The organism is Rosettibacter firmus (assembly GCF_036860695.1).
In the GTDB taxonomy this organism is placed as follows: domain Bacteria; phylum Bacteroidota; class Ignavibacteria; order Ignavibacteriales; family Melioribacteraceae; genus Rosettibacter; species Rosettibacter firmus.
Genome location: NZ_JAYKGJ010000004.1, coordinates 41,704 through 63,824, shown reverse-complemented (window position 1 = coordinate 63,824; position 22,121 = coordinate 41,704). Strand labels below are relative to the sequence as shown.

General features: G+C 29.4%; 19 protein-coding genes. 9 read left to right on the top strand and 10 right to left on the bottom strand.

Going from position 1 to position 22,121, the window contains the following annotated elements; translation table 11 throughout:
• Positions 1–25 precede the first annotated feature (25 nt).
• On the top strand, positions 26–1,390 hold the full coding sequence (locus VJY38_RS12105; protein ID WP_353680980.1) for an NAD-dependent succinate-semialdehyde dehydrogenase: 1,365 nt from the start codon (positions 26–28) through the stop codon (positions 1,388–1,390).
• Positions 1,391–1,411: 21 nt separating this feature from the next.
• On the opposite strand, the gene VJY38_RS12100 is transcribed toward VJY38_RS12105, so the two are convergent.
• Both VJY38_RS12100 and VJY38_RS12095 read right to left on the bottom strand, forming a co-directional pair.
• Entirely contained in the window at positions 1,412–2,614 is a 1,203-nt protein-coding gene (locus VJY38_RS12100) for a pyridoxal phosphate-dependent aminotransferase (RefSeq protein WP_353680979.1), read from the bottom strand.
• A gap of 61 nt (positions 2,615–2,675) precedes the next feature.
• Positions 2,676–5,324: a DUF5916 domain-containing protein gene (locus VJY38_RS12095; protein WP_353680978.1), complete on the bottom strand. Its 2,649-nt coding sequence runs from the start codon at positions 5,322–5,324 to the stop codon at positions 2,676–2,678.
• Positions 5,325–5,591: 267 nt separating this feature from the next.
• Between VJY38_RS12095 and VJY38_RS12090 the strand changes: the two genes are divergently transcribed.
• The 6 genes from VJY38_RS12090 (at position 5,592) to VJY38_RS12065 (ending at position 11,188) form a co-directional block, all read left to right on the top strand.
• Positions 5,592–5,747, top strand: a complete 156-nt coding sequence (locus VJY38_RS12090) for a hypothetical protein (protein WP_353680977.1) — start codon at positions 5,592–5,594, stop codon at positions 5,745–5,747.
• Between the two features lie 76 nt (positions 5,748–5,823).
• Positions 5,824–5,970 (top strand): 50S ribosomal protein L34, encoded by a 147-nt coding sequence (gene rpmH / locus VJY38_RS12085; protein WP_353680976.1) that lies wholly within the window; start codon positions 5,824–5,826, stop codon positions 5,968–5,970.
• 35 nt (positions 5,971–6,005) lie between these two features.
• Positions 6,006–6,404 carry a ribonuclease P protein component gene (locus VJY38_RS12080; RefSeq protein ID WP_353680975.1) on the top strand — a complete coding sequence of 133 codons (399 nt, stop codon included), beginning with the start codon at positions 6,006–6,008 and terminating at the stop codon, positions 6,402–6,404.
• Between the two features lies 1 nt (position 6,405).
• Positions 6,406–6,615, top strand: a complete 210-nt coding sequence (gene yidD, locus VJY38_RS12075) for a membrane protein insertion efficiency factor YidD (protein ID WP_353680974.1) — start codon at positions 6,406–6,408, stop codon at positions 6,613–6,615.
• A 15-nt stretch (positions 6,616–6,630) separates the two neighbouring features.
• Positions 6,631–8,475: a membrane protein insertase YidC gene (gene yidC, locus VJY38_RS12070; RefSeq protein ID WP_353680973.1), complete on the top strand. Its 1,845-nt coding sequence runs from the start codon at positions 6,631–6,633 to the stop codon at positions 8,473–8,475.
• Between the two features lie 19 nt (positions 8,476–8,494).
• The gene (locus tag VJY38_RS12065) at positions 8,495–11,188 is read left to right on the top strand and encodes a patatin-like phospholipase family protein (RefSeq protein ID WP_353680972.1); all 2,694 of its coding nucleotides are present in this window, start codon (positions 8,495–8,497) and stop codon (positions 11,186–11,188) included.
• A 55-nt stretch (positions 11,189–11,243) separates the two neighbouring features.
• Here the strand turns inward: VJY38_RS12065 and VJY38_RS12060 are convergent, their stop codons facing one another.
• The 6 genes from VJY38_RS12060 to alaS form a co-directional block, all read right to left on the bottom strand.
• A complete protein-coding gene (locus tag VJY38_RS12060; RefSeq protein ID WP_353680971.1) occupies positions 11,244–11,792 on the bottom strand; it encodes a hypothetical protein in 549 nt (182 codons plus the stop codon).
• Between the two features lie 19 nt (positions 11,793–11,811).
• Entirely contained in the window at positions 11,812–13,257 is a 1,446-nt protein-coding gene (gene rlmD, locus VJY38_RS12055; RefSeq protein ID WP_353680970.1) for a 23S rRNA (uracil(1939)-C(5))-methyltransferase RlmD, read from the bottom strand.
• Positions 13,254–13,961 carry a methyltransferase domain-containing protein gene (locus VJY38_RS12050; RefSeq protein WP_353680969.1) on the bottom strand — a complete coding sequence of 236 codons (708 nt, stop codon included), beginning with the start codon at positions 13,959–13,961 and terminating at the stop codon, positions 13,254–13,256. The genes rlmD and VJY38_RS12050 overlap by 4 nt, the downstream gene beginning before the upstream one ends.
• 9 nt (positions 13,962–13,970) lie before the next feature.
• Complete coding sequence (locus VJY38_RS12045) at positions 13,971–15,062, bottom strand: ATP-binding response regulator (protein WP_353680968.1); 1,092 nt, start codon at positions 15,060–15,062, stop codon at positions 13,971–13,973.
• A 1-nt stretch (position 15,063) separates the two neighbouring features.
• Entirely contained in the window at positions 15,064–16,404 is a 1,341-nt protein-coding gene (locus VJY38_RS12040) for a sigma-54-dependent transcriptional regulator (RefSeq protein WP_353680967.1), read from the bottom strand.
• 95 nt (positions 16,405–16,499) lie between these two features.
• On the bottom strand, positions 16,500–19,112 hold the full coding sequence (gene alaS / locus VJY38_RS12035; RefSeq protein WP_353680966.1) for an alanine--tRNA ligase: 2,613 nt from the start codon (positions 19,110–19,112) through the stop codon (positions 16,500–16,502).
• Between the two features lie 206 nt (positions 19,113–19,318).
• Between alaS and VJY38_RS12030 the strand changes: the two genes are divergently transcribed.
• Both VJY38_RS12030 and VJY38_RS12025 read left to right on the top strand, forming a co-directional pair.
• Complete coding sequence (locus VJY38_RS12030) at positions 19,319–19,897, top strand: RNA polymerase sigma factor (protein WP_353680965.1); 579 nt, start codon at positions 19,319–19,321, stop codon at positions 19,895–19,897.
• 4 nt (positions 19,898–19,901) lie between these two features.
• On the top strand, positions 19,902–20,927 hold the full coding sequence (locus VJY38_RS12025) for an anti-sigma factor (RefSeq protein ID WP_353680964.1): 1,026 nt from the start codon (positions 19,902–19,904) through the stop codon (positions 20,925–20,927).
• On the opposite strand, the gene VJY38_RS12020 is transcribed toward VJY38_RS12025, so the two are convergent.
• Together VJY38_RS12020 and VJY38_RS12015 are read right to left on the bottom strand one after the other, a co-directional pair.
• Positions 20,928–21,428, bottom strand: a complete 501-nt coding sequence (locus VJY38_RS12020) for a hypothetical protein (RefSeq protein WP_353680963.1) — start codon at positions 21,426–21,428, stop codon at positions 20,928–20,930.
• On the bottom strand, positions 21,412–22,089 hold the full coding sequence (locus tag VJY38_RS12015; RefSeq protein WP_353680962.1) for a PspC domain-containing protein: 678 nt from the start codon (positions 22,087–22,089) through the stop codon (positions 21,412–21,414). Before VJY38_RS12015 ends, VJY38_RS12020 begins: the two co-directional genes overlap by 17 nt.
• Positions 22,090–22,121 lie beyond the last annotated feature (32 nt).

Genomic DNA, 22,121 nt, shown 5'->3' with positions numbered 1-22,121 from the left:
TGTTTTAAATTTTCTGGGGGGTAAAATGGCAATTAAATCAATTAATCCATCAACAAAAAAAGTTGAAAAAGTTTTTGAAGAATATTCTCTGGAAATAGTTTTTAATTTAATAGATGATGTTCAAAATGCATTTCAATACTGGAAAGAAACTTCATTTTATGAACGAAGTATATTGATGAAAAATGTTGCAAAGATTTTAAAAGAGAATAAAAGAGAGTATGCTAAAATTATTGTAACAGAAATGGGAAAACCAATAACTCAAGCAATATCAGAAATAGAAAAGTGTGCATGGGTTTGTGAATATTATTCAGAAAATGCAGAAGATTTTTTACAGAAAGAATATATTCAAACAGATGCATCAGAAAGTTATATTCAATTTGATCCGCTCGGAATAATATTTGCAATAATGCCATGGAATTTTCCATTCTGGCAGGTATTTAGATTTGCAGTCCCTGCTTTAATGGCAGGTAATGCATGTTTACTAAAACACGCTTCTAATGTTCCAATGTGTGCTTTAGCAATTGAGAAAATATTTAAAGATGCTCAATTTCCACAAAATTTATTCAGAACTGTTCTGATTAATCCTTCGGATGTCGAAGAAATTATCAATCATCCAAAAGTTAAAGCTGTAACATTAACTGGTAGCGAATATGCTGGTAGACAGGTTGCAGGATATTGTGGTAAGTTTTTAAAAAAATCTGTAATGGAATTAGGTGGTAGCGATCCATTTATAATTCTTGAAGATGCTGATATTGATTTAGCTGTTAAAACAGGAGTAAATGCGAGATTAATTAATAATGGTCAGAGTTGCATTGCAGCAAAAAGATTTATTGTTGTTGAAAAAGTTTATGATGAATTTGAGAAAAAATTTGTTGATTTGATGTCGAAAGTTAAAGTTGGTAATCCAATGGAAGAAACAACAGAACTTGGACCAATTGCACGAGAAGATTTATTAATTGAACTTGAATATCAGGTCAAAAATTCGGTGGAAAATGGAGCAGTAATTTTATGTGGAGGTAAAAGAATAGATTCAGAAAGTTTGTTCTTTGAACCAACTGTACTTGCTAATGTTAAAAAAGGAATGCCTGCTTATGAAGAAGAAATATTTGGTCCAGTAGCAGCTTTAATAAAAGTAAAAGATGATAACGAAGCTATTGAAATTGCCAACGATACCAAATATGGTCTTGGTGCTTCGTTGTGGACAAATAATATTGAGAAAGCCAGAAAACTTGCTCGCCAAATCGAAGCAGGTTCTGTATTTATTAATGGTATGGTAAAAAGTGATCCGAGATTGCCTTTCGGTGGAGTTAAAAATTCTGGATATGGAAGAGAACTTTCTCATTATGGAATTAAAGAATTTGTAAATATAAAAACAGTCTGGATTCGATAGTTCTTTAAATTAAATCAGCTGTTAACTTACTAATCTTTGTAAAGCTTCTTTTATTCTTTTTGCACCTTCAATTAAATTTTCTACAGATGTTGAATATGATAATCTTATGTATCCTTCTGCACCAAAAACACTTCCAGGAACTACTGCTACTTTGGCTTGATTTAAAAGATAAAGTGCTAAATCAAATGAGTTGTTAATAGTTATGTTTCCACTATGTTTGCCAAAATAAAAAGATACATTGGGGAATAAATAAAAAGCTCCCTGTGGTTTATAGCATTTAATTCCATTGATTGATGTTAGCTCGTTATAAAGAATATCTCTTCTTTTTTGAAATTCATTTCTGGAAAATTCAACATAATCTTGAGGACCAAGTAAAGCAGCAAGAGCTGCTCTTTGTGAAATTGATGATGCATTCGATGTGCTATGACTCTGGATTTTATTCATTGCTTTTATAATTTCAATTGGACCTGCAGCATATCCAATTCTCCAGCCAGTCATCGAGTATGATTTTGAATGACCATTAATTATAACAGTTTTGTTTTTAATTTTTTCACTTAAAGAAGCAATGCTGATAAATTTAAAATCATCATATACGAGCTTTTCATAAATCTCATCAGATAGAATATAAAAATCATTTTCTTCAAGAACTGGAATAAGTTCTTCCAGCTCTTTTTTAGAATATGCAGTACCTGTTGGATTGGAAGGATTACATAAAATCAACAATTTAGTCTTTGAAGTTATAGCTTGGCTTAATAGTTCGCTTGTAATTTTAAATCCATTCTCTTCTTTTGTTTCAATTATTATTGACTTACCATTTGCCAGAGAAACCATATGCGGATAAGAAACATAATAAGGGGAAGGTATAATCACTTCATCGTCATCATCTACCAATGACATTATGGTATTAAAAATACTTTGTTTTGCACCTGATGAAACTATTATTTCTTCTGGTTTATAATCAAGGTTATGTTCTCTTTTAAATTTTTCTGAGATTGCTCTTCTTAGTTCAATTATTCCAGAATTTATAGTGTATTTTGTAAAATTATTTTTTATAGAATTTATTCCTTCTTCTTTAATGTTTTCTGGTGTTGGAAAATCTGGTTCTCCAACGCTTAAATCAATTAAGTTTTCGCCACGAGCTTTCATTTCTATAGCAAGTTGTGAAATTTTCATTGTTGGCGAAATTTCTATTCTTTCTACTCGTCTGGATAATTTTAATGCCATATTAATTAAATTCTTTTTCTTAAATGTGTTTGAAATATATTTTAATTTATTAAAATTCTTTTTAAATATTAAACCAATAAGAGAATTTTATCAGAAAAATATTGTCTCCATCAGATTTCCATAAGTTTTTAAAATCTCTTTTTAAATTAAATTCACCAGGATTACTATCATTAGTTTGATTATGAGACCAGACAAGATATAAAATTGAACCGGGCTTTATTTCCCATCTTAATACAGCTGTTCCTCTAATTGATTTATAATTAAAATCAGGATTTCCGAATTTAAAAGTTGTTGCAGGACCATTACCATCGGGATCAACTTCGTATTCGTTATTGATTTCGTTGTAATTTATTGTAGAGTTATTTTGTCCATAAATTAGATATGACAGACTTTTAGGTTTGGAGAGCTCTTTAAATTCTTGATAATCACCAACAGCAAAGAATGGTTGTAAGTATACTTGCAGACTTAGTTTAGGTGTAAAAGTCCAATTAAGTCTAATGTTTGTTGATAAAGTATTTTGAATAATTTTTCCAAATACATATCTGTATTGATAAGTATTTACTGCGTACTGGTCTTCGAAATTATTTATCCATTGTGTTGGGTTAATTGAATAAGAATAGGAAGGTCCAAAACTTATTTTTATTTGTGAATTTGGTTTCCAATCAAGATTTAATTTTATTTCCTTATATAATCCACCTAATTTATCTTGACCATAAACACTTTCTAATTCAAGTTTGATTTTTTTTCTTTCATCAGTTTCAGCATAAAGCCAGATATTCCATTCTGCAGGATTCTTTGCTAATGGGCCTCCTCTGGTTAAAGATACATTATAAGTTTCAGCTTGATAATTTCCTCCCATTACCAGTGTATAATAATTTGTAAATGTACCACCTATTCGATACCATATAAAATTTGAGGTAATATTTCCATCGAAATTATAAGATCTTGTATGAGCCATATAAATATGTTTGGATCTGAAAATACCTTCTGGATTAAACCATCTGTAACCTAAAACAATGTGTGCATTAATTCTATCTGCCATCCACTGAAATCCAAGGTCATTTTGTTCAAAACCAGGAGATACAGCCCCAAGTGCAGCATTTATATAGAAATTTCCTTCCTGTTTATTTAGCATTAATCTTCCGTAATAACCTGCAAGAGATGTTTTTGAAGAATCAATTTTATATTTAATAGCATCGGGTCTTTGAAAATATCTATAAGGTTTCTTTTGTAATTCAGTTATAAAATCTTTTGTACCTTCAACATAACTTGCGGCAAAAGCTCCTGTTAAAACATATACTTTTGATTCATCTAAGAATGTCCATCCATCAATGCCAAATGTATAAGCATTTTTAGATAAAATATTTTTTAGTGAATTATTTTGTAAATCTCTATTTACAGATGTGAACATTACTCCCAATGCCTGATTTCCATTATTGAATTCTTTCTTAGATCTAAAAACTCCATAGTGTGTTAAAGGTTCAACTTCTTCTTCATATTTAATTCCTTTATTGAAGAGTGTTGCATAAGTTCTTTCTGTTATTGCACTGATTGCACCAATCGAAGTTGTTTCATCTAATTTGCCTGTAAGTTTGGCAGCACCGATTATTCTTGTTTCAGAAGGATAGTTTACAAACTCGTTGTCAGATACATTACCTTGTGGTCGTCTTCCAATTCTTCTTGAATAAAAAAGTTCTGGCCAGCCAAAATTGAAACCCCAATTATTATTAGCTCCACCAATACCGAAATAAAAAATGTTTGAGCCTTCAATAAAGAATGGTCTTTTTTCTTCGAAATATGATTCGAAGGCAGTTAGATTTATAACAGCAGGGTCAACTTCAACCTGACCAAAATCTGGATTTATTGTTGCATCAATGTTTAAGTTACTTCCCAATCCAATTTTAAAATCTGCACCAATTGCAGTCTTATATTGATTACTTTTATAAAATGGATCGTTTGCATCGTGAACAAGATATTGAGCTTTTTGAACAATGTAAGGAAAAATTTCAAAGCGTTGTTTTGGTTTAATTCCATTAAGTCCATCAAGAATAGCAAATCGTGATACGAATCCACTTTCATTTTTAGGTACCATTATAAAATAAGAACGTTCATTTTTTCTTTTAATCTCTCTTGCGAAATTAATTCCCCATTGCATTTTATCAGACTTCTTAAATCTCAGCTGAGAAAATGGAATTTTCATTTCAACAGTCCATCCTTTATCATCAATCTGAGTTTTTGCTTCCCATATTCCATCCCACGAATCATCATCCCAGCTATCGTTAAATAACACGCCATCCATGATTGAACCACCAGCATTAACTACAAAAAAGTAACCATTTTTTTTATCATTAAAAGGATCAACATAAAAGCCGAACCAATCTGAAAGTATATAATTATCTCTACGAGTTAAACTGGCATCAATTAATTCGGGTTGAGAATCAAAGCATCTTGCTGCTACATAAATGTTTTCATCATCATATGCTATCCAGACGTGTGTTTCTTCGGATGCGGGTTGTCCTTCGTTAGGGTCTCGTTGTGTAAAACCTTTAATCGGTATAGTTTGCCAGATGGGTTCATCAAGTTTACCATCTAATTTAATTTCTATTTTTTCTACTTTTAATGCAGGAACAACTTTATCTGTGGTTGTTCTACCAGCATTTAAGAATATTAATGGTGTAATGATGAATAAAAGTAAAAAGTTTTTTTTCATAATCTGCTCTATTTACTTGATTTATCTTTTTTCTTAGCATTTAGACTGGTCATCATTCAAAAAGTTACTTTGAAATAATATTTTATAAAAGTTATTGTCTTGCGTAATTATTGATATATATCAAACTATTGAATTCCAATTCTTTATAGTTTTAAAATAAAAATGGGCTGGAAAAATAAATAATCTTAAAACAATTTGTTCTAAGTGTATAAAAAAGATAAGATTTTCTTTTTGAGACATAATTTTATAAAAGATGTTGTGATATTAATGAAATTATTAAACAAAATCTGGCACGCAAATAGTAATTTTATATATGATGTATTTATGCAATTACAAAATTATAGGGAGCGGTTATTCTGGTGGATAGTTGGCTGGGCTGTTCACTGGGATTTCCGCTTCCCGTTAATCCCGCCTGAAGAATGAATTTGATCCCTTTCTTTTGGTTATTATGCACAAATTCAGTAATTTTGCACACTTTCAAATGAAATTAAGGTAAATCATGAAAAGAACTTATCAACCAAGTATTAGAAAAAGAAAAAATACACATGGATTTCGTGAAAGAATGTCAACAAAAAATGGCAGAAAAGTTCTTGCAAGAAGAAGAGCAAAAGGGAGAAAAAAATTAACAGTTAGTGACGAACGCTAATAAATTTGCCTCGCATAAATTGCGAGGAGGTCAATTTGAAACAATTTGGTCTTTCTGCAAAAGAAAGAATCAAGAAGAAGAAAGAAATTGAGTTAGTCTATACAAAAGGCGAAACTATTTATTCTTCATCATCTATCATAAAAGCAATTTTTTATATTAATAAAGACTCTGATTATATTGGAGTAAAAACAGCTTTTGCTGTATCAAGAAAAACTGGTAAAGCAGTCTGGAGAAATCGGCTTAAAAGACTTTTACGTGAATCGTATCGTCTTAATAAACAAATTTTAATCCCTCTCTGCTTAGAAAAAAAAATTGGATTGTATATTATTTTTGCATCGAATACTTTAAATGAAGCTAAGAATAAAAAAATTAAATTAAGCAATATTATGCCCGATATTGTAGATTTGATGAATAAGATTAAGTTAAGAATTTGAAATGCGATTTATATTTATATATTTAATTAAAATCTATCAAAAATTAATTTCGCCACTTTTCCCTTCATCATGTCGATTTTATCCAACATGCTCTCAATATGCTGTTGAATCATTATCAAAATATGGTCTTCTGAAGGGAGGTATCAAAGCTATTTGGCGAATTTTAAGATGTAATCCGTTTAATAAAGGCGGTTATGATCCACTTGAATAATATAAAGGTTGAATAATGGATAAACAATCAACAATTGGTTTTATTTTAATTGGAATTATTTTAATACTGTGGTTATACTGGAATACTCCCACACCACCACCTCCACAAAAACAAATTGCAGATACTACTAAAGTTCAAAAAGAGGATACTAAACTTAATCAGGAAGAATTAATTGATAAAGAAAATTTATCTGTAACTTCCACAAACGACACAACACTTATAACAAAACCAGAAAGAATTATTACTATTGAAACTGATTTAGCAAAAATCGAGTTAACATCTCGAGGTGGAAAAATTAGAAAATATTATTTGAAAAAATATGAAACCTGGTATCATAAAGAATTTGATAAATCGGATTTTTATAATCGTCATGTTCAATTAGTTAATCAAAAACAGGGTGGTGATTTAAATATAATTTTTGTAACTAAGGAAGGAAAACTAATTAACACTTCCAATATTGATTTTGATCCTAATCTGAATAATTATTATTACAAATTAAATGGAAACGATTCTCTTTCCTTAACATATACTTTTACTACAGCTAACAATAAAACAATAAAAAAGAATTTTACTTTTTATGGAAATAATTATGCAGCCGATGTGGACATTGAGTTTGAAAATTATGATGATGTTATTAGTAGTTATAGATATGATTTGGTATGGAATAATGGAATTAACTTTACAGAAAAAAATTCTGTTGACGAAGCAAATCATTCTAATGCAAGTGTTTATGCTGGCGAAGAACAAACAATAATTGATGCTACACATGAAAATGAAAAATATACAAAAGATATAAATGGTAAAGTCGATTGGACAGCTATTAGAAATAAATATTTTACTGTTATACTTTCACCAGAAAATCCAAGTGATGATGGTGGTGCTTACATCGAAGGATATCATAAGAAGATTCTCGATGGTGTTCGTGAATATTATAGTATGAGTTTGAAAGTTCCTTTCAAAAATCAGAAATATCAAAAAGATTCCTTTAAACTATATCTTGGACCAATAGATTATGATGTACTTAAAAGTTATGGAAGAAATTTTGAAATTATTGTAGACTTTGGAAGCTTTTTTGGTTTGAAATTTATTATTCGACCAATTTCTGAATATATTCTTCTTCCATTACTTCAGTTTTTACATAAGTTTATTCCAAATTATGGATTGGTAATAATTGTTCTTTCAATTATTATAAAGTTTGCTTTGCATCCTCTTACACGTCAGAGTATGAAATCGATGAAGAAGATGCAATTGCTTCAACCAAAGATTAATGAGATTAAAGAAAAATATAAAGATGACCCTCAAAGAATTCAAAAAGAAACAATGAAACTTTATTCTACATATGGAATTAATCCAATGGGTGGTTGTTTACCTATTCTTTTACAGATGCCAATATTAATTGCATTGTGGAGCTTATTTAATAATGTGATAGATATAAGACAACAACCTTTTGTATGGTGGATAGATAATTTATCTGCACCAGATAAAATTTATAAACTTCCATTTAAAATTCCTTTATTCAACATTGATATTGTAAGTGGACTTGCACTACTTCTTGGTATAACAATGTTTATTCAACAGAAGCAAAGTGTAAAAGATCCTTCGCAAAAGGCTCTTGTTTATATAATGCCAGTGATGTTTACATTAATGTTTATGGGTTTTCCATCTGGATTGAATCTTTACTACTTTATGTTCAATTTGTTATCGATTGCTCAACAATATTATATAAATAAAAAGAAAGATGATGTTCAACTTGTGCCAGTAGCTGAGAATAAGAAGAAAAAGGGTTTTATGGCAAGAATGATGGAAGCAGCAGAAAAACAGGCTCAAGCTCAAAAGAAAGCAACTCAAAAGAGAAAATAATTCCAGTTTGGAAACCGCTGTGAATATATTTAATAAGTTTTTTTTAATTATAATTATTAGTGGACAACTTCTTTTTGCACAGTCAAAAGATACTTTACGCTTAAATTTTATCGATAAAAATTTACCATTTGGATTAACCAAAAAGATACCAGAAAATCTTCCCAGAATTGGAATTGCATTGAGTGGTGGTGGAGCTCGTGCAATTTCTCAGCTTGGGGTACTAAAAGCACTCGAAGAAAAAAATATTCCAATTGATATTATTGTTGGAACAAGTATGGGAAGTATAGTTGGTGGACTTTATTCTTCAGGTTATAGTTTTGATGAACTTGATTCAATTGTAAAATCAACTAACTGGAGCGACTTCTTTTCTATTGAACAAACTAATAGAAATGAATTATTTATTGATCAAAAAATTACTCAAGATAAAGCTGTAGTATCATTCAGACTCCAGGGATTAAAACCACTCATTCCAAAGTCAATAATTTCCGGTCAACGTGGTGCAAATTATTTAAATCTTCTTGCTTTAAATGCTCCGGTTAAACCTCATAAAAATTTTGATGAACTACTTTATAAGTTCAGAGCAATTGCTACAGATTTAGTCTCTGGAAAAGAAATTATTCTTGATGAACCACCTCTTGGACTGGCAATGCAAGCAAGTTCAAGTGTAACACTTCTTCTTCCACCTGTTAAAAAAGGGAATTTTAATCTTGTGGATGGTGGCTTAGTAGCAAATATCCCAGCTAAAGAAACACGCAGACTTGGAGCTGATATCGTTGTAACTGTAAATACTGTGAGTCCCCTTTATAAAGAAAGTGAATTGAATTATCCTTGGGTAATTGCTGATCAATTAATCAGTATCCCAATGCAAATATTAAACGAACAACAACTTGAATCATCGGATTTTGTAATACAACCAGATTTGAAAGGAAGAAAAAATACAGATTTCAGTAAGCTAAGTGAGTTGATTAATGAAGGGTACAATGCTACAAAAAATGTCATTGGTAAAATTGAAAGAGAATTTGAAAAAAGATTTAAGGAAAAATTAAAAATAAAGGAAGAGTATTTTACAGATGTTTTTATTAATACTAATGATGCATCATTAGATTCGATTATTGGAGCTAAACAATATTTAATTATTAGCAATAAAGATCTTTTATATAAACTTTATTTAATCCAGCGAATCAGAAATTACAAAGATCTATTCTGGTTAATCACTAAAGATGACAATAAAACATTAGTCGAGTTATTTACTATTCCTTATCCTGTAATTGAAAACTATGAATTGAGTGGAGATTCAATATTAACTGCACAGAATTTCACGGATATATTAAATCCACTTTTGGGTAAATCTTTTAATCCAGATTCAGTATTCAATACATTATTAAAAATATTACAACTTTATCGTTCGATGGGTTACTCACTTGCGAGTATAGAAAAAGTGGAATTTATAGAAGAATCTCATAAACTTCTTATTAAAATTAATGAAGGGAAAATTGATACACTTATTGTGGAAGGGAATGATAAAACTAATGAGAGAATTATAACACGTGAATTTTCTTTAAAGAAAGGCGATTACTTTAAATATGATGTAGCAAAAGCAGGTCTATCGAATCTTCGTGGTACGAACTTATTTGAACAGGTAGAATTATTAAATGAAAACAGTGAAGAAAAAAATAATATTCGTATTCGGTTAATTGAAAAACCATCAAGCATAGTGCGTTTTGGATTCAAAATAGATAATGAAAATTATTCACAGGCTTCTGTTGATATTCGTGATGAAAATTTTAATGGCACTGGAACTGAAATGGGGGCAATAATTTCTGCAGGCATTAGGACTCGTTCATATATTTTTGAACACAAAGCCAATAGAGTTTTTGATACTTATTTGACTTATAAAGTTCGTGCATTTTATGAATTTAATGATGTTAATGTTTATAATGATGATAATGCTGCTTTTAATAGAATTGTAAGAAATAAAGCTGGTGAATATAGACAAATATTTTATGGTGGATCGTTTGGTATAGGTGCTCAGGTTAAAAGATTTGGTAATCTTTTAATAGAAGCAAGATTTCAGCAGGATCAAATTAAAAATAAATCTGGTTCTGTAACTCAGGCTTATAAATCAATTATATCTGGTCTTAGATTTACATTATCGATTGATTCGCAAAATGATTATCCATTTCCCACCGAAGGTTTTCTGGTTAAAACATTTTATGAAACTGCACAAACTGCACTTGGTGGCGATATTGGTTATTCAAAATTTTATTTTGATTATAAAAATACTTTTAGCGTAATTAAAGATCATACATTTATTTTCAGAACAGTTCTTGGTTTTGGCGATAAAACTTTACCACTCAGTCAACAGTTTTCTCTTGGTGGACAGAATTCATTTTTTGGTATGAGAGAATATGAATATCGTGGAAGACAAATTTTTCTTACATCATTTGGATATAGATATAAATTGCCAGTAAAATTATTTTTTACAACTTATTTAAGTATGAGATATGATCTTGGTTCAATCTGGTCTCAAAAAGAAGAAATTAGATTTAAAGATTTACGACACGGTATTGGTGGAACAATTTCATTTCAAACTCCAGTTGGACCAGCAGATTTTTCCTTCGGGAAAAGTTTTAATATTAAAAACACATTTCCTAAAAAAACTATTGTGTGGGGCGATACTTTTTTCTATTTCACAATTGGGTATTATTATTAAAAATGATTTTCTAAATTGTTGAACGGAAGTATTGATTTTATTTCTTTAAGCTAAACTACCAATCTTCATTCATTTCAGATTCCATAGCTTTCTCGCCAAGTGCTGCATATTTTGCTTCTTTTTGTTTATCGCCTAATCGTCTGTATAAATTTGAAAGAGCAAAATATATCTTACTTTTTATTTTAACAGGTTCTAAGTTATCTTCGATTATCTGGAGTATTTTTTTATTTGTTGGAAGTTCAATTTCAAAATTATACAGTTTAATCATTCCTAAAAATGGTTCATATGATTCTGGTTTATGTTGAATAGCTTTTGTGTAATAATGTAATGCACTTTCAAGATAATCAAAATTACTCTGTAAATTTTCGAATACTTTTGCTGTCCACATGCTGATTTGAAATTGTTGATCATTAAATTCTCTTATAAGTTTTTCTGCATACATTTTAATTTCGTCTAAAGATAATACTGGGTTAGCAAGTAAGATTTTATAAACTTCAATGTCATTTATTCTGAATCTAATAGCTTCGGTAAATGCATCAAATAATTCATCGGGTGAGCTGGAATTTCTGAATATATATTCAATTTTTTCCTTAATTTCTTTCATATTAAACTCGTTAATAGAATTAATTTGTTTTTTCTATTAGAGCCACATTTTCAATATGATAAGTGTGAGGGAACATATCCACAGGTTGTATTCTTGTTAATTTATATGTATTCTCACAAAGTAACTTCAAATCTCTTGCCTGTGTTGCAGGATTACAACTTATATAAATTATTTTATCTGGTTTTAATTTCAGAATATCATTAATAGTTTTGGGATTCATTCCACTTCGAGGTGGATCAATTATTATAACATCTGGAGAAGGTAAATTTTGTTGTTTAATTAAAGGGATGAAAGATTTATTAAGATCCACAAGAAGTGGTTTAAAATTTGTAATATTATTTAATTCAATATTTACGTGAGCATCGTTTATTGCAGAAGCAACACTTTCAAATCCAAAAACTTCTTTAACATACTTTGAAATGAATACTGGAATTGTGCCCGCACCTGAAAATAAATCGTACACAATTTCATTTCCACTAAACGAAGCAAAATCCAGTGCAACGTTGTAGAGTTTTTCAGCTTGTGTTGTATTTGTTTGAAAGAATGAATTAGCACTTATTCTAAATTTGTAATCTCCTATATAATCGTAGATGAAACCAGAACCATAATAAACAATTTCGTAATCGCCAGTTGCAACCTGAGATTTTTTTATGTTTATATTATTAACTATCGTTGTTATTTCTGGAAATGACATTAGTAATTCATTTTTGTATTCAAGCATTAATTCATCATTCTCTTCAGATGTTACAAGGTTTACCATAACATCATTTGTATGAGTAGATTGTCTGATTATTAAATTTCTCAAATATCCAGTGTGAGTGTAAGTTGAATAAATTGTGGCGTTTTTATTTTTAAAGAAATCCCTTGTTAAATTCAATATATTATTGCTTAATTGTGATTGTAATAAGCATTCGTCAATATCAAGAACTTTATCAAAATAGTTTGGAATGTGTAATCCGAGAGCAAAATTTTTATCTTTTAATTCCTGCATAGTTGATATTTCGTTTTCTGTGAGCCATCTTTTATTTGCAAAAGAGAACTCCATTTTATTTCTATAGAAAAATATTTTATCAGAAGGAATTATAGGATTAATTTCAAAATTGGAGAATCCACCTAATCTTTCAAAAATATCTTTTACCTGTTCTTCTTTATATTTTAATTGCATTTTATAATCGAGATCCTGTTGTTTGCATCCACCACAAACACCAAAATATTTACATTCTGGATTTACTCTATAAGGAGATTTTGAAATAATTTCTTTTATTTTCCCTTCGGCGTAAGATTTTTTAATTTTATTTAATTGTGCGATTATTTTATCGCCAGGGTACGAGCTGTCAATAAATATCACAAATTTTTTGGGATTATCTTCAGTTTGAGAATGAATTTCTTTTACTATTTTAGCAATGCCTTTGCCTTCAAAAGCGTAATCTGTTATTTCAAGTTCTATTAAATCTCCCTTTTTCAAGCTTCACCTTTTTGTAGTAATAATGAAACAAAACCAAGATATTTATTTCCGCCTAATTTCAAATATGCATTTGATTCGTGACTGAATCTATTTAATAATTTTTTATAATAAGCTTTCTCTTTTTCGTCTAATTTTTCTTTTTCAGTTTTCAATTTATCTAAAGTAGTCAGGTAATATTCTTTTAATGTGTTTGATAAATCAAGAGTTTTTAAAACCTGGAAATTTCTCTCGCTGTAATATTTGTTTATATCTTCGATGTATAATGGTAATAAATTTGATGCTTCATAAATGTCTTGCATAAATTTAGGAGTTTCTTTTTTCAGAGAGACTAATTCTCCCACACAAAAATAACCACGTGGTTTTAATACTCGTTTAATTTCTTTAATGATTTTATTTCTATTAGTTAGTGATATTGATGCTTGAGCATAAATCAAATCAAACTGGTCATTATTAAAATCTGTAGTTTCATAATCCATCAAAATAATATTCACATTATCATTGTTTCCCAGTGAAATGCGAGAATTTATGAATGATTCGTAATCATCAACTATTAAATTTATTTTTACTTTGTATTTGTTCGAAATTTCACTGGCAATAATTTCACTCGCTGCACCAATTACAAGAATATTTTCTGGTGAATCTTTGAGATTTTCAAATAAAAATTTTAGCTGATATTTTGTTCCTGGCAATAGTATTTTATTCATTATTTAAAATTAATCCAGCAGTTCTTTGATTATTGAAACAAGTTCTTCAATGTTGTAAGGCTTAGTAATGATGCGATTTATAATTTGATTTAATTCGGGATCATCCATAAAATTACTTTGTGAACCTGTTGCTAAAATTACAGGAAGATCTTGATATAGTTCTTTAACTTTCTTTATGCATAGAATTCCATCCATATCGGGCATATTCTGATCAATAATTAGAATATCGGGAATTGTTCTGGAATTTAATTGAGTAATAACTTCATTTCCATTAGAGACTGTAATTACATCATAATTATAAGATTCTAATAATTCGGTTAATAATTCTTGAAGAATAATTTCATCTTCTGCAATCAGAATTGTTTTTTTCTCTTTATTGTTTTTTAGAGTTTTGATTTTTATTGCTGGTAAAGTAATACAGAATTCTGTTCCTTTATTAATTTCACTTTTAAGTTTTATTGAGCCATTATAATTTTTAATAATATTATTAACTATGGTTAAACCAAAACCACGATTTTTCGATTTACCTTTTGTAGAAAAGTTCTCATCAAAAATAAAAGGGATAACAGATGATTCAATGCCTGTCCCAGAATCTGCAATTTTAATTTGTATAAATGATTGATTATTAAAAAGTTTCAGCTCGTCTTCATTTATAAATTTTGATTCTAAGTTTGTTGTAGAAATAGTAATAGTTCCAGTTTCTTTTATTGATTCAACTGCATTGGTAATAAGATTGAGAAGAACTCTATAGAAGTCTATATATTTTCCTTCAATTGGATAAAGGTTTTGATCAAGTTTTAAGATAAAATTTATTCTATCTTTTAAATGAACAATGAATGAATTAACAAGATCGTTAATAAGAGTATTTAGATTAATTCGTTTTTTTCTTGGAGTTTTATTCTTCGATTCCCATACAGTATCTTCAATTAATTCCGAAATTATATGAGTACCATTTTCAATATTATTCAATAAAGCACTTACTTCGTTATAATTAGAAATTTTCTTTTTGAGAAGTTCAACACTGTTTAAGATGCGTGTTAAAATATTATTTATATCGTGAGCAAGATGATTTATTAGCAAACTTTTATTTTCTGTTTGCATTTTATTTCAATTTATACTTGATAATTTTTGAATAAAGAGTTTTTTGACTTATACCTAAAGCACGAGCAGTATTTTCGCGATTCCATTTGAAAGCATCGAGTGCTTTTTTAATGTGAATTTTTTCTACTTCTTCGAGTGTCATAATAGTTCCATCATCTTTAACAAAGTTGGTAAAGTCAAAATCATCTTTGGGAATATTAAGGTCGCGTGGATAGATAATATCGCCATCAGAAAAAATAATGGCTCTTTCTATCATATGTTCAAGTTCTCTTACATTTCCAGGAAAATTGTATCTCATTAATTCCTTTTTAGCTTCTTCCGATAATTTTTTTGTGGCTCGTATTGGAGATTTTTTTTGTAAGAAGTATTCAGCTAAAAGTAATACATCATTCTGTCTTTCTCTTAAAGGAGGAATTTTCAGAGTGATTACATTTAATCTGAAAAGAAGATCCCGTCTAAAATTTTTCTTTTCAGCTTCTTCCATTAAATTTTTGTTTGTTGCTCCAATAACTCTTACAGAAGAACTCAAATTAGTAATTCCACCAATTCTTCTGAATTCACCATTTTCGAGAAAACGGAGTAATTTTGGTTGAAGAGTTAAACTCAGTTCACCAATTTCATCTAAAAACAATGTGCCGCCGTTTGCAATTTCAACCAATCCCTGTTTGGAAGTTTTAGCATCTGTAAAAGCCCCTTTTTCATAACCAAACAGTTCACTTTCTATTAATTGATCTGGTAACGATGCACAATTAATTGCAACAAAAGGTTTATCAGCTCTATTTGAGTTTTTATGTATAAACTCGGCAAATAATTCTTTTCCTGTACCGGTTTCTCCTTCGAGTAAAATGTTTGAATCGGATTTGGCTGCTCTTTCTGCAAGTCGAATTACTTCTTTTATACTATCACTTTCGCCAATAATATTGGTTTGAAATGCCTGAACTTTTGAAGAAAGAATTTTATTACGAAGAATTAAATTTTTATGTTCAATTGCTCTTTCTATTGTAACACATAATTGACCGAATTCATATGGTTTGGTGATAAAATCGTAAGCTCCCTGTTTGATACAATCAATTGCTGTTCGTATGTCAGATTTTGCAGTAAGAACAATTACCTGTGTGGAAGGATGATTATCGTTAACATAATTTAAAACTTTTTCGCCATGAACTTCACGCATTTCAAGATCAAGTAATAGAACATCATATTGCTTTTTCTTGAGGTTTTCAATTGCATCTTTACCATCATATACTACATCAACATTGTAACCTTCATTAACAAGTTCTTCTTTTAGAAGGTAGCATAATGTTTCATCGTCGTCGGCAATTAATATTTTATAATCTTTCATAATAAGCAATTTTAATTGTACTTGAACAATATAAAAAAAATAGCAGTTAAAATCGTTGAGTGCAATAATGTATAAATGAGTATTTGATATAAAAATTATATTTGTGAAATAATTTTTTCAATAGAATTTAGAGCATCGTTTATTTTATTTATCTCTTTTCCGCCAGCAGTGGCTAAATGAGGTCTACCGCCGCCACCCCCGCCAATAATTTTTGCAACTTCTCCCACTATCTTTCCAGCCGAGAATTTTTTATCCTTAATCAAATCATCTGATACAACACATACTATTCCTACTTTTTTGTCTATTTCAGAGATTAATAATCCGATTCCACTTTTAATTTTATTTCTTAATTCATCTCCCATTGATTTTAGTTCATCCATATTTTCTGCAATTACTTTTCCTTTGTAAATTTTTATTCCATTTACATCATTGGGATTTTTAATTATTGTATCGATGAGTGTTAATTTTTCTTTTAGTTTTAGTTCACTTAATTCCTTTTCGAGTTTCTTTTTTTCATCAAGCACTTTTTCGTATAGCTCTTCATTTTTAATAATTTTTGATTCGAGTTCTTTTATGAATTTTTCTACACCAGCTCCAGTAACTGCTTCAATTCTTCTAATTCCACTTGCAATGGAAGATTCACTTATAATTTTTAGTAGACCTATCTGTGAACTGTTCTTTACATGAGTTCCACCGCAAAATTCCATTGTATAATTACCAAACTGAACTACATTAACTTTATCGCCATATTTATCACCAAAAAACATTAACGCACCCATATTTTTGGCTTCGTCAAATGGAATGTTGCGATAATGTATGAGAGGTAAATTTTCTCTTAGCTTTTCATTAATTAATGATTCAATTGCTTCGAGTTCAGATTCTGTTAATTTCTGGAAGTGGCTGAAATCGAATCGTAATCTATCCGGACCAACATACGATCCTGATTGTTGAACATGTGTTCCTAAAATTTCTCGTAATGCTTTATGTAGAAAATGAGTCGCAGAGTGATTACGCATAATATCCCATCTTCTTTTTTCATCAACTGTAGCAATTACTTTGTCGCCAACACTTAGTTTAATATTAGATTCATTTTCTGTGATATGAATAATTTGGTTATTAATTTTTGTGAGATTTATAACTGGTAGATGTGTATCGTTGATTGTTATATTACCTGTATCACTAACCTGACCACCTGATTCAACATAAAATGGAGATTTATCCAGAATAATAAATGATTTTTCATTTTCATTTTTAATTCCAATAATTGTAGCATTGGTTTTTAATTCATCGTAACCTGTAAATTCTGTGGGATTATTTGATGATATTTGAAAATCGTCTGTTGAATTTATTATAATATTAACAGAAGAAAGTTTTTCTTTTGTAGATTTTCGTGCACGTTGTTTCTGTTCTTCCATTAATTTATTGAAGCCATTCTCATCAATTGTAAAACCATTTTCTCTTGCCATAACATTTGTTAGGTCAACAGGAAAACCATAAGTATCATAAAGTTTGAAGACTTCGTTACCGGGTATAACTTTTTCATTTTTCTTTTTAAGCTTATCTATCAGATTTTCAAAAAGTTCAATTCCTCTATCGAGAGTAATATTAAAGCTTTCCTCTTCTGCTTTAATTACTTTTTCAATTTTTGATTGATTTTCTTTTACTTCTGGGAAAACATTAATAAATTGATTGGCGACAACATCAACAAGCTTATATAAAAATGGTTCTTTCAAGTTCAACTTCCTTCCATAACGAGCAGCTCTTCTTAAAATTCTTCTTAAAACATATCCGCGACCATCATTACTTGGTGTTGCTCCATCTGCAATAGCAAATGTTAAAGTTCTGATATGATCAGCAATAACTCTCATTGCTACATTATTAAGTCCATTAATTGATTTGTCCTCTGCAGGAAGATTGTAATCATATTTTAGACCCGAGAGTTTTTCAATTGAATTTATTATTGGGGTAAAAATATCTGTGTCATAATTTGATTTTTTGCCCTGAAGCACAGCTGTTATTCTTTCGAATCCCATACCTGTATCAACATGTTTGGAAGGCAATTCGTGTAATTTGCCATTTTCATCACGATTATATTGAATGAAAACAAGATTCCATATTTCTATGCATTCAGGTTTACCTGCGTTAACCCATTTAGGATTGTTATAATCATCACTTAAGTTGATATGAATTTCTGAGCAGGGACCACATGGACCGGTTTCACCCATTTCCCAGAAATTATCTTTTTCGTCAAATCTTAAAATGTGGTCTGGATTTATATCTGTTACTTCTTTCCATAAATTGTATGCTTCATCGTCAGTTCTAAAAACAGTTGCCCATAGTCTTTCTTTTGGAAGTTTCCAGACTTCAGTTAATAATTCCCATGCCCACTGGATTGCTTCTCGTTTATAATAATCTCCAAAAGACCAGTTTCCAAGCATCTCAAAAAATGTATGGTGATAAGTATCGTGTCCAACTTCTTCAAGGTCATTATGTTTTCCTGAAACACGAATGCACTTTTGTGTATCAGCAGCTCTTTTATAATCGCGTGTTCCAATGCCTAAAAATACATCCTTGAATTGATTCATTCCTGCATTAGTAAAAAGTAAAGTAGGATCTCCCTGAGGAACAACAGGAGCACTTGGTACTATTTTATGACCTTTAGATGCAAAGAAATCTAAAAATTGTTGTCTTATTTCGCTGGATGTCATATTAACTATAATTTAATTAAATAATGTTAACAAATATAATAAAAAGAAAGATTAGCATTTTTGGACGTCAATAGCTTTACCTCTGGTTTTGGTATATGAAAAATACTGGTTTAGTTTGTAATTATATCATAAAAGTTTTCAATAAATTTATTGTAATTTTGCATAAGTAATTTTAGTTTTGATAATAATATTCCAGAAGGAATTACATGGGCAAGTTCACTGAGCTAACAGATTTAGAATTAATGCAACAGATAGCAAATTTTGAATCACGTGCTCTCGAAGAATTGTACGATAGATATTCACCACTCTTATACACAATCATTAAAAAAATTGTGATGGATGAATCAACGGCTGAAAAAGTTCTGGTTGATGTTTTTGTTATTGTCTGGCGTAAAACAAGCAAATTTGATTTTAGACATGGGAATGTTTATAGCTGGCTTGTAACACTTGCACGAAATAAAGCTGTTGATACTTTGCGAAGAAGTAGAAATTCACTTTCTGCATCTCAAGTTTATGATGATGATTATGAAGATTATTTTATAATTCCAACATTTTTACCAGATATGGATAGCCTCGATTTAAATACAGCAATGAGTTTGCAGCCCAAAGTAGAAAGAGCTTTATCCAAATTAACAGATACACAAAAATATGTTCTTCATTTAGCCTATTATGAAGGATATACTATTGATGAAATTGCAGATAAATTAAATGTACCTGTTGAAACTGTTAGAAGTAAAGTTATGAATGCACTTCACAGCTTTAGAGATAATTTGACAAAGGAGTAAATCGATGTCTGATACTGCTGTACATGAAATGATTGCAGCTTTTGCAATTGGCTGTATGGATAAAGAAAATTTTATACAGTTTAAAGATTATGTTGATAATGGTGGCGAACTCCCTGAAGGTGCACTGGGTGAATTGCAAAATATTGTATCACTCATACCTACAATTCTGGAGATAGAAACTCCAAAGGAATCACTTAAAGATGAAGTTGCAAAAAAATTAATTAGCCTGCAGGATGAAATTAAAACAAGAATACGAGAAGAACGAAGAAAAACTTTGATGGGCAAAACATTTAATAACTATGCAGAAAAACCACAAAAGCCAACTTTTCAATTGTCAAATCTTACAAAGTCTACAATAGTTAAAGAAGAAGAAAAAGAGAAAGAAAAACAAGCAAAAATTAATGGCTCGGTTATTCCAGAAAAACCACTTCAATATATTACACCTCAACAAACATTACCGCATGTAAAAGAGAAATCTGGTAGTATTATAGGCTGGATTGCTTTATTGATTACAATAGTTTTGTTTTCAATTCTAAGTTATTATTCTTTTACTTCCATTGAATCGTTAAATAGGCAAATTGAAGAATTAAATCATGATATCACTTTGTTTAGAGGTGAACTTAGCAGGACAAATAATTTTATAAACAATTATCTTTCATTTATAGAATTTTTTAATTACAAAGATGTAATAATCGTAAACTTGAATAGTGTTGATCCAAATGATAAAGCAATGGCGAGAGTATTTCTTTCATTTGATGTTCGAGAAGGATTAATACAATTTAAAAATGTTAAACCACTTCCTCCAAATCAAGCATATCAATTGTGGGCAGTAAGCAAAGGAATTTCTTATTCAATGGGAGTTTATAATCCAGGCAGTAATGAATATATACATATAAACTCATTCCCATTTATACCTAAGGAAAATATAGAATTTTTAAAAGTTACTATTGAATCCAGTACAGGTTCACCAACTCCCTCAGCACAAAATTATCTTATTGGTAATTTTCCTCAAACTGGTAAGTCTAAATAATCAATCATTCCTTTTTATAAAAATATTAACAGCTATTAAAAGTAATATCACAGGCGAGATAATATTTTCTATTCTATTGTAATAATAAAAGAATAAACTATCATTAATATATTCAAACAATTTTACAGCAGGATAAGAAATTATAAATAAAAAGATACTTGTAATCAGTAAATATTTTTCTTCTGGATTGTCTATAAATAATAGGAAAAATATTGAACCAACAATAAATGTTAAAAGGAAAATTAAAGTTGTCTGGGAATAAATTTTATAAGAGTTATCAAGCAGAAAAATAATTCCCACAAAAAAGGCTATTGATGAAACCACAATCATATTTCTTTTACTTAAATTTAATGAGATATAGATTGAAGGCAGGGCATAAATAATAAGTGTAATACCAATTATCACTTTATTGTGTAAGTTTATTATTCCATTACTTAATAGGGATAAAATTCCATAAGTTGCTAATGATATGCCTGTCAAAATTTTATAATTGAGTTTCATTAATAATGACCTTTCTGGATTTTAAAATCAGGTAGAGAAATAAGTATAATAATATTAGAATACCTGTGCTAATCAAACTGCCTACTATAAAGAATCCTCTAATAATTATTACATCAATTTTCAGATAATTACTTAAAGTATTGCATACTCCCAGAATTATTCTTTTTTCATTAGAAGCAATGGATCTATTATTATAAACACTTTCGTGAAAATTTTTTGAAATTAAGTAAACGCCAAAAACTAATAAAGTCAAATTCTTCAGTATAGAATCGAAATAAAGTAATTCTTCCTTTTTCATTATTCCAGTACTGATCAATAGCCATACTAAACTTATATACATTAATGTTCCACCAAGTAGTGTATAAGAATTTTTTTTGTTTATTCTAAGTTTATCTTCATCACTAATGGTTTGCTTTGAAGTTTCAGGGGGAAATATTAAAGTGGCAATTAAATAAAAATAAACAGGAAGGAAACCTATTAATAAACTCAATATGCCAAACAATCTAATATATGATGCATCAATATTAAAATATTTGCCCAGACCAGCACACAATCCTGATATAATATAATCACTTCTTGACCTTTCGATGGCTTTAAAGTTTTTTCTATCATAATCAGGTTGACTGTCATCAAAAATATTTGGAATTTCTTTTTCGTCCATAAATTGAATTATAATATTTACAAACTAAATTT

What these genes read in the sequence shown, in the direction of transcription:
- VJY38_RS12105 (WP_353680980.1), top strand. Translation starts at nt 26, where the DNA reads ATGGCAATTAAATCAATTAATCCATCAACAAAAAAAGTTGAAAAAGTT.
- VJY38_RS12100 (WP_353680979.1), bottom strand. Translation starts at nt 2,614, where the DNA reads ATGGCATTAAAATTATCCAGACGAGTAGAAAGAATAGAAATTTCGCCA.
- VJY38_RS12095 (WP_353680978.1), bottom strand. Translation starts at nt 5,324, where the DNA reads ATGAAAAAAAACTTTTTACTTTTATTCATCATTACACCATTAATATTC.
- VJY38_RS12090 (WP_353680977.1), top strand. Translation starts at nt 5,592, where the DNA reads ATGAAATTATTAAACAAAATCTGGCACGCAAATAGTAATTTTATATAT.
- rpmH (WP_353680976.1), top strand. Translation starts at nt 5,824, where the DNA reads ATGAAAAGAACTTATCAACCAAGTATTAGAAAAAGAAAAAATACACAT.
- yidD (WP_353680974.1), top strand. Translation starts at nt 6,406, where the DNA reads ATGCGATTTATATTTATATATTTAATTAAAATCTATCAAAAATTAATT.
- yidC (WP_353680973.1), top strand. Translation starts at nt 6,631, where the DNA reads ATGGATAAACAATCAACAATTGGTTTTATTTTAATTGGAATTATTTTA.
- VJY38_RS12060 (WP_353680971.1), bottom strand. Translation starts at nt 11,792, where the DNA reads ATGAAAGAAATTAAGGAAAAAATTGAATATATATTCAGAAATTCCAGC.
- VJY38_RS12050 (WP_353680969.1), bottom strand. Translation starts at nt 13,961, where the DNA reads ATGAATAAAATACTATTGCCAGGAACAAAATATCAGCTAAAATTTTTA.
- VJY38_RS12045 (WP_353680968.1), bottom strand. Translation starts at nt 15,062, where the DNA reads ATGCAAACAGAAAATAAAAGTTTGCTAATAAATCATCTTGCTCACGAT.
- VJY38_RS12040 (WP_353680967.1), bottom strand. Translation starts at nt 16,404, where the DNA reads ATGAAAGATTATAAAATATTAATTGCCGACGACGATGAAACATTATGC.
- alaS (WP_353680966.1), bottom strand. Translation starts at nt 19,112, where the DNA reads ATGACATCCAGCGAAATAAGACAACAATTTTTAGATTTCTTTGCATCT.
- VJY38_RS12030 (WP_353680965.1), top strand. Translation starts at nt 19,319, where the DNA reads ATGGGCAAGTTCACTGAGCTAACAGATTTAGAATTAATGCAACAGATA.
- VJY38_RS12025 (WP_353680964.1), top strand. Translation starts at nt 19,902, where the DNA reads ATGTCTGATACTGCTGTACATGAAATGATTGCAGCTTTTGCAATTGGC.
- VJY38_RS12020 (WP_353680963.1), bottom strand. Translation starts at nt 21,428, where the DNA reads ATGAAACTCAATTATAAAATTTTGACAGGCATATCATTAGCAACTTAT.
- VJY38_RS12015 (WP_353680962.1), bottom strand. Translation starts at nt 22,089, where the DNA reads ATGGACGAAAAAGAAATTCCAAATATTTTTGATGACAGTCAACCTGAT.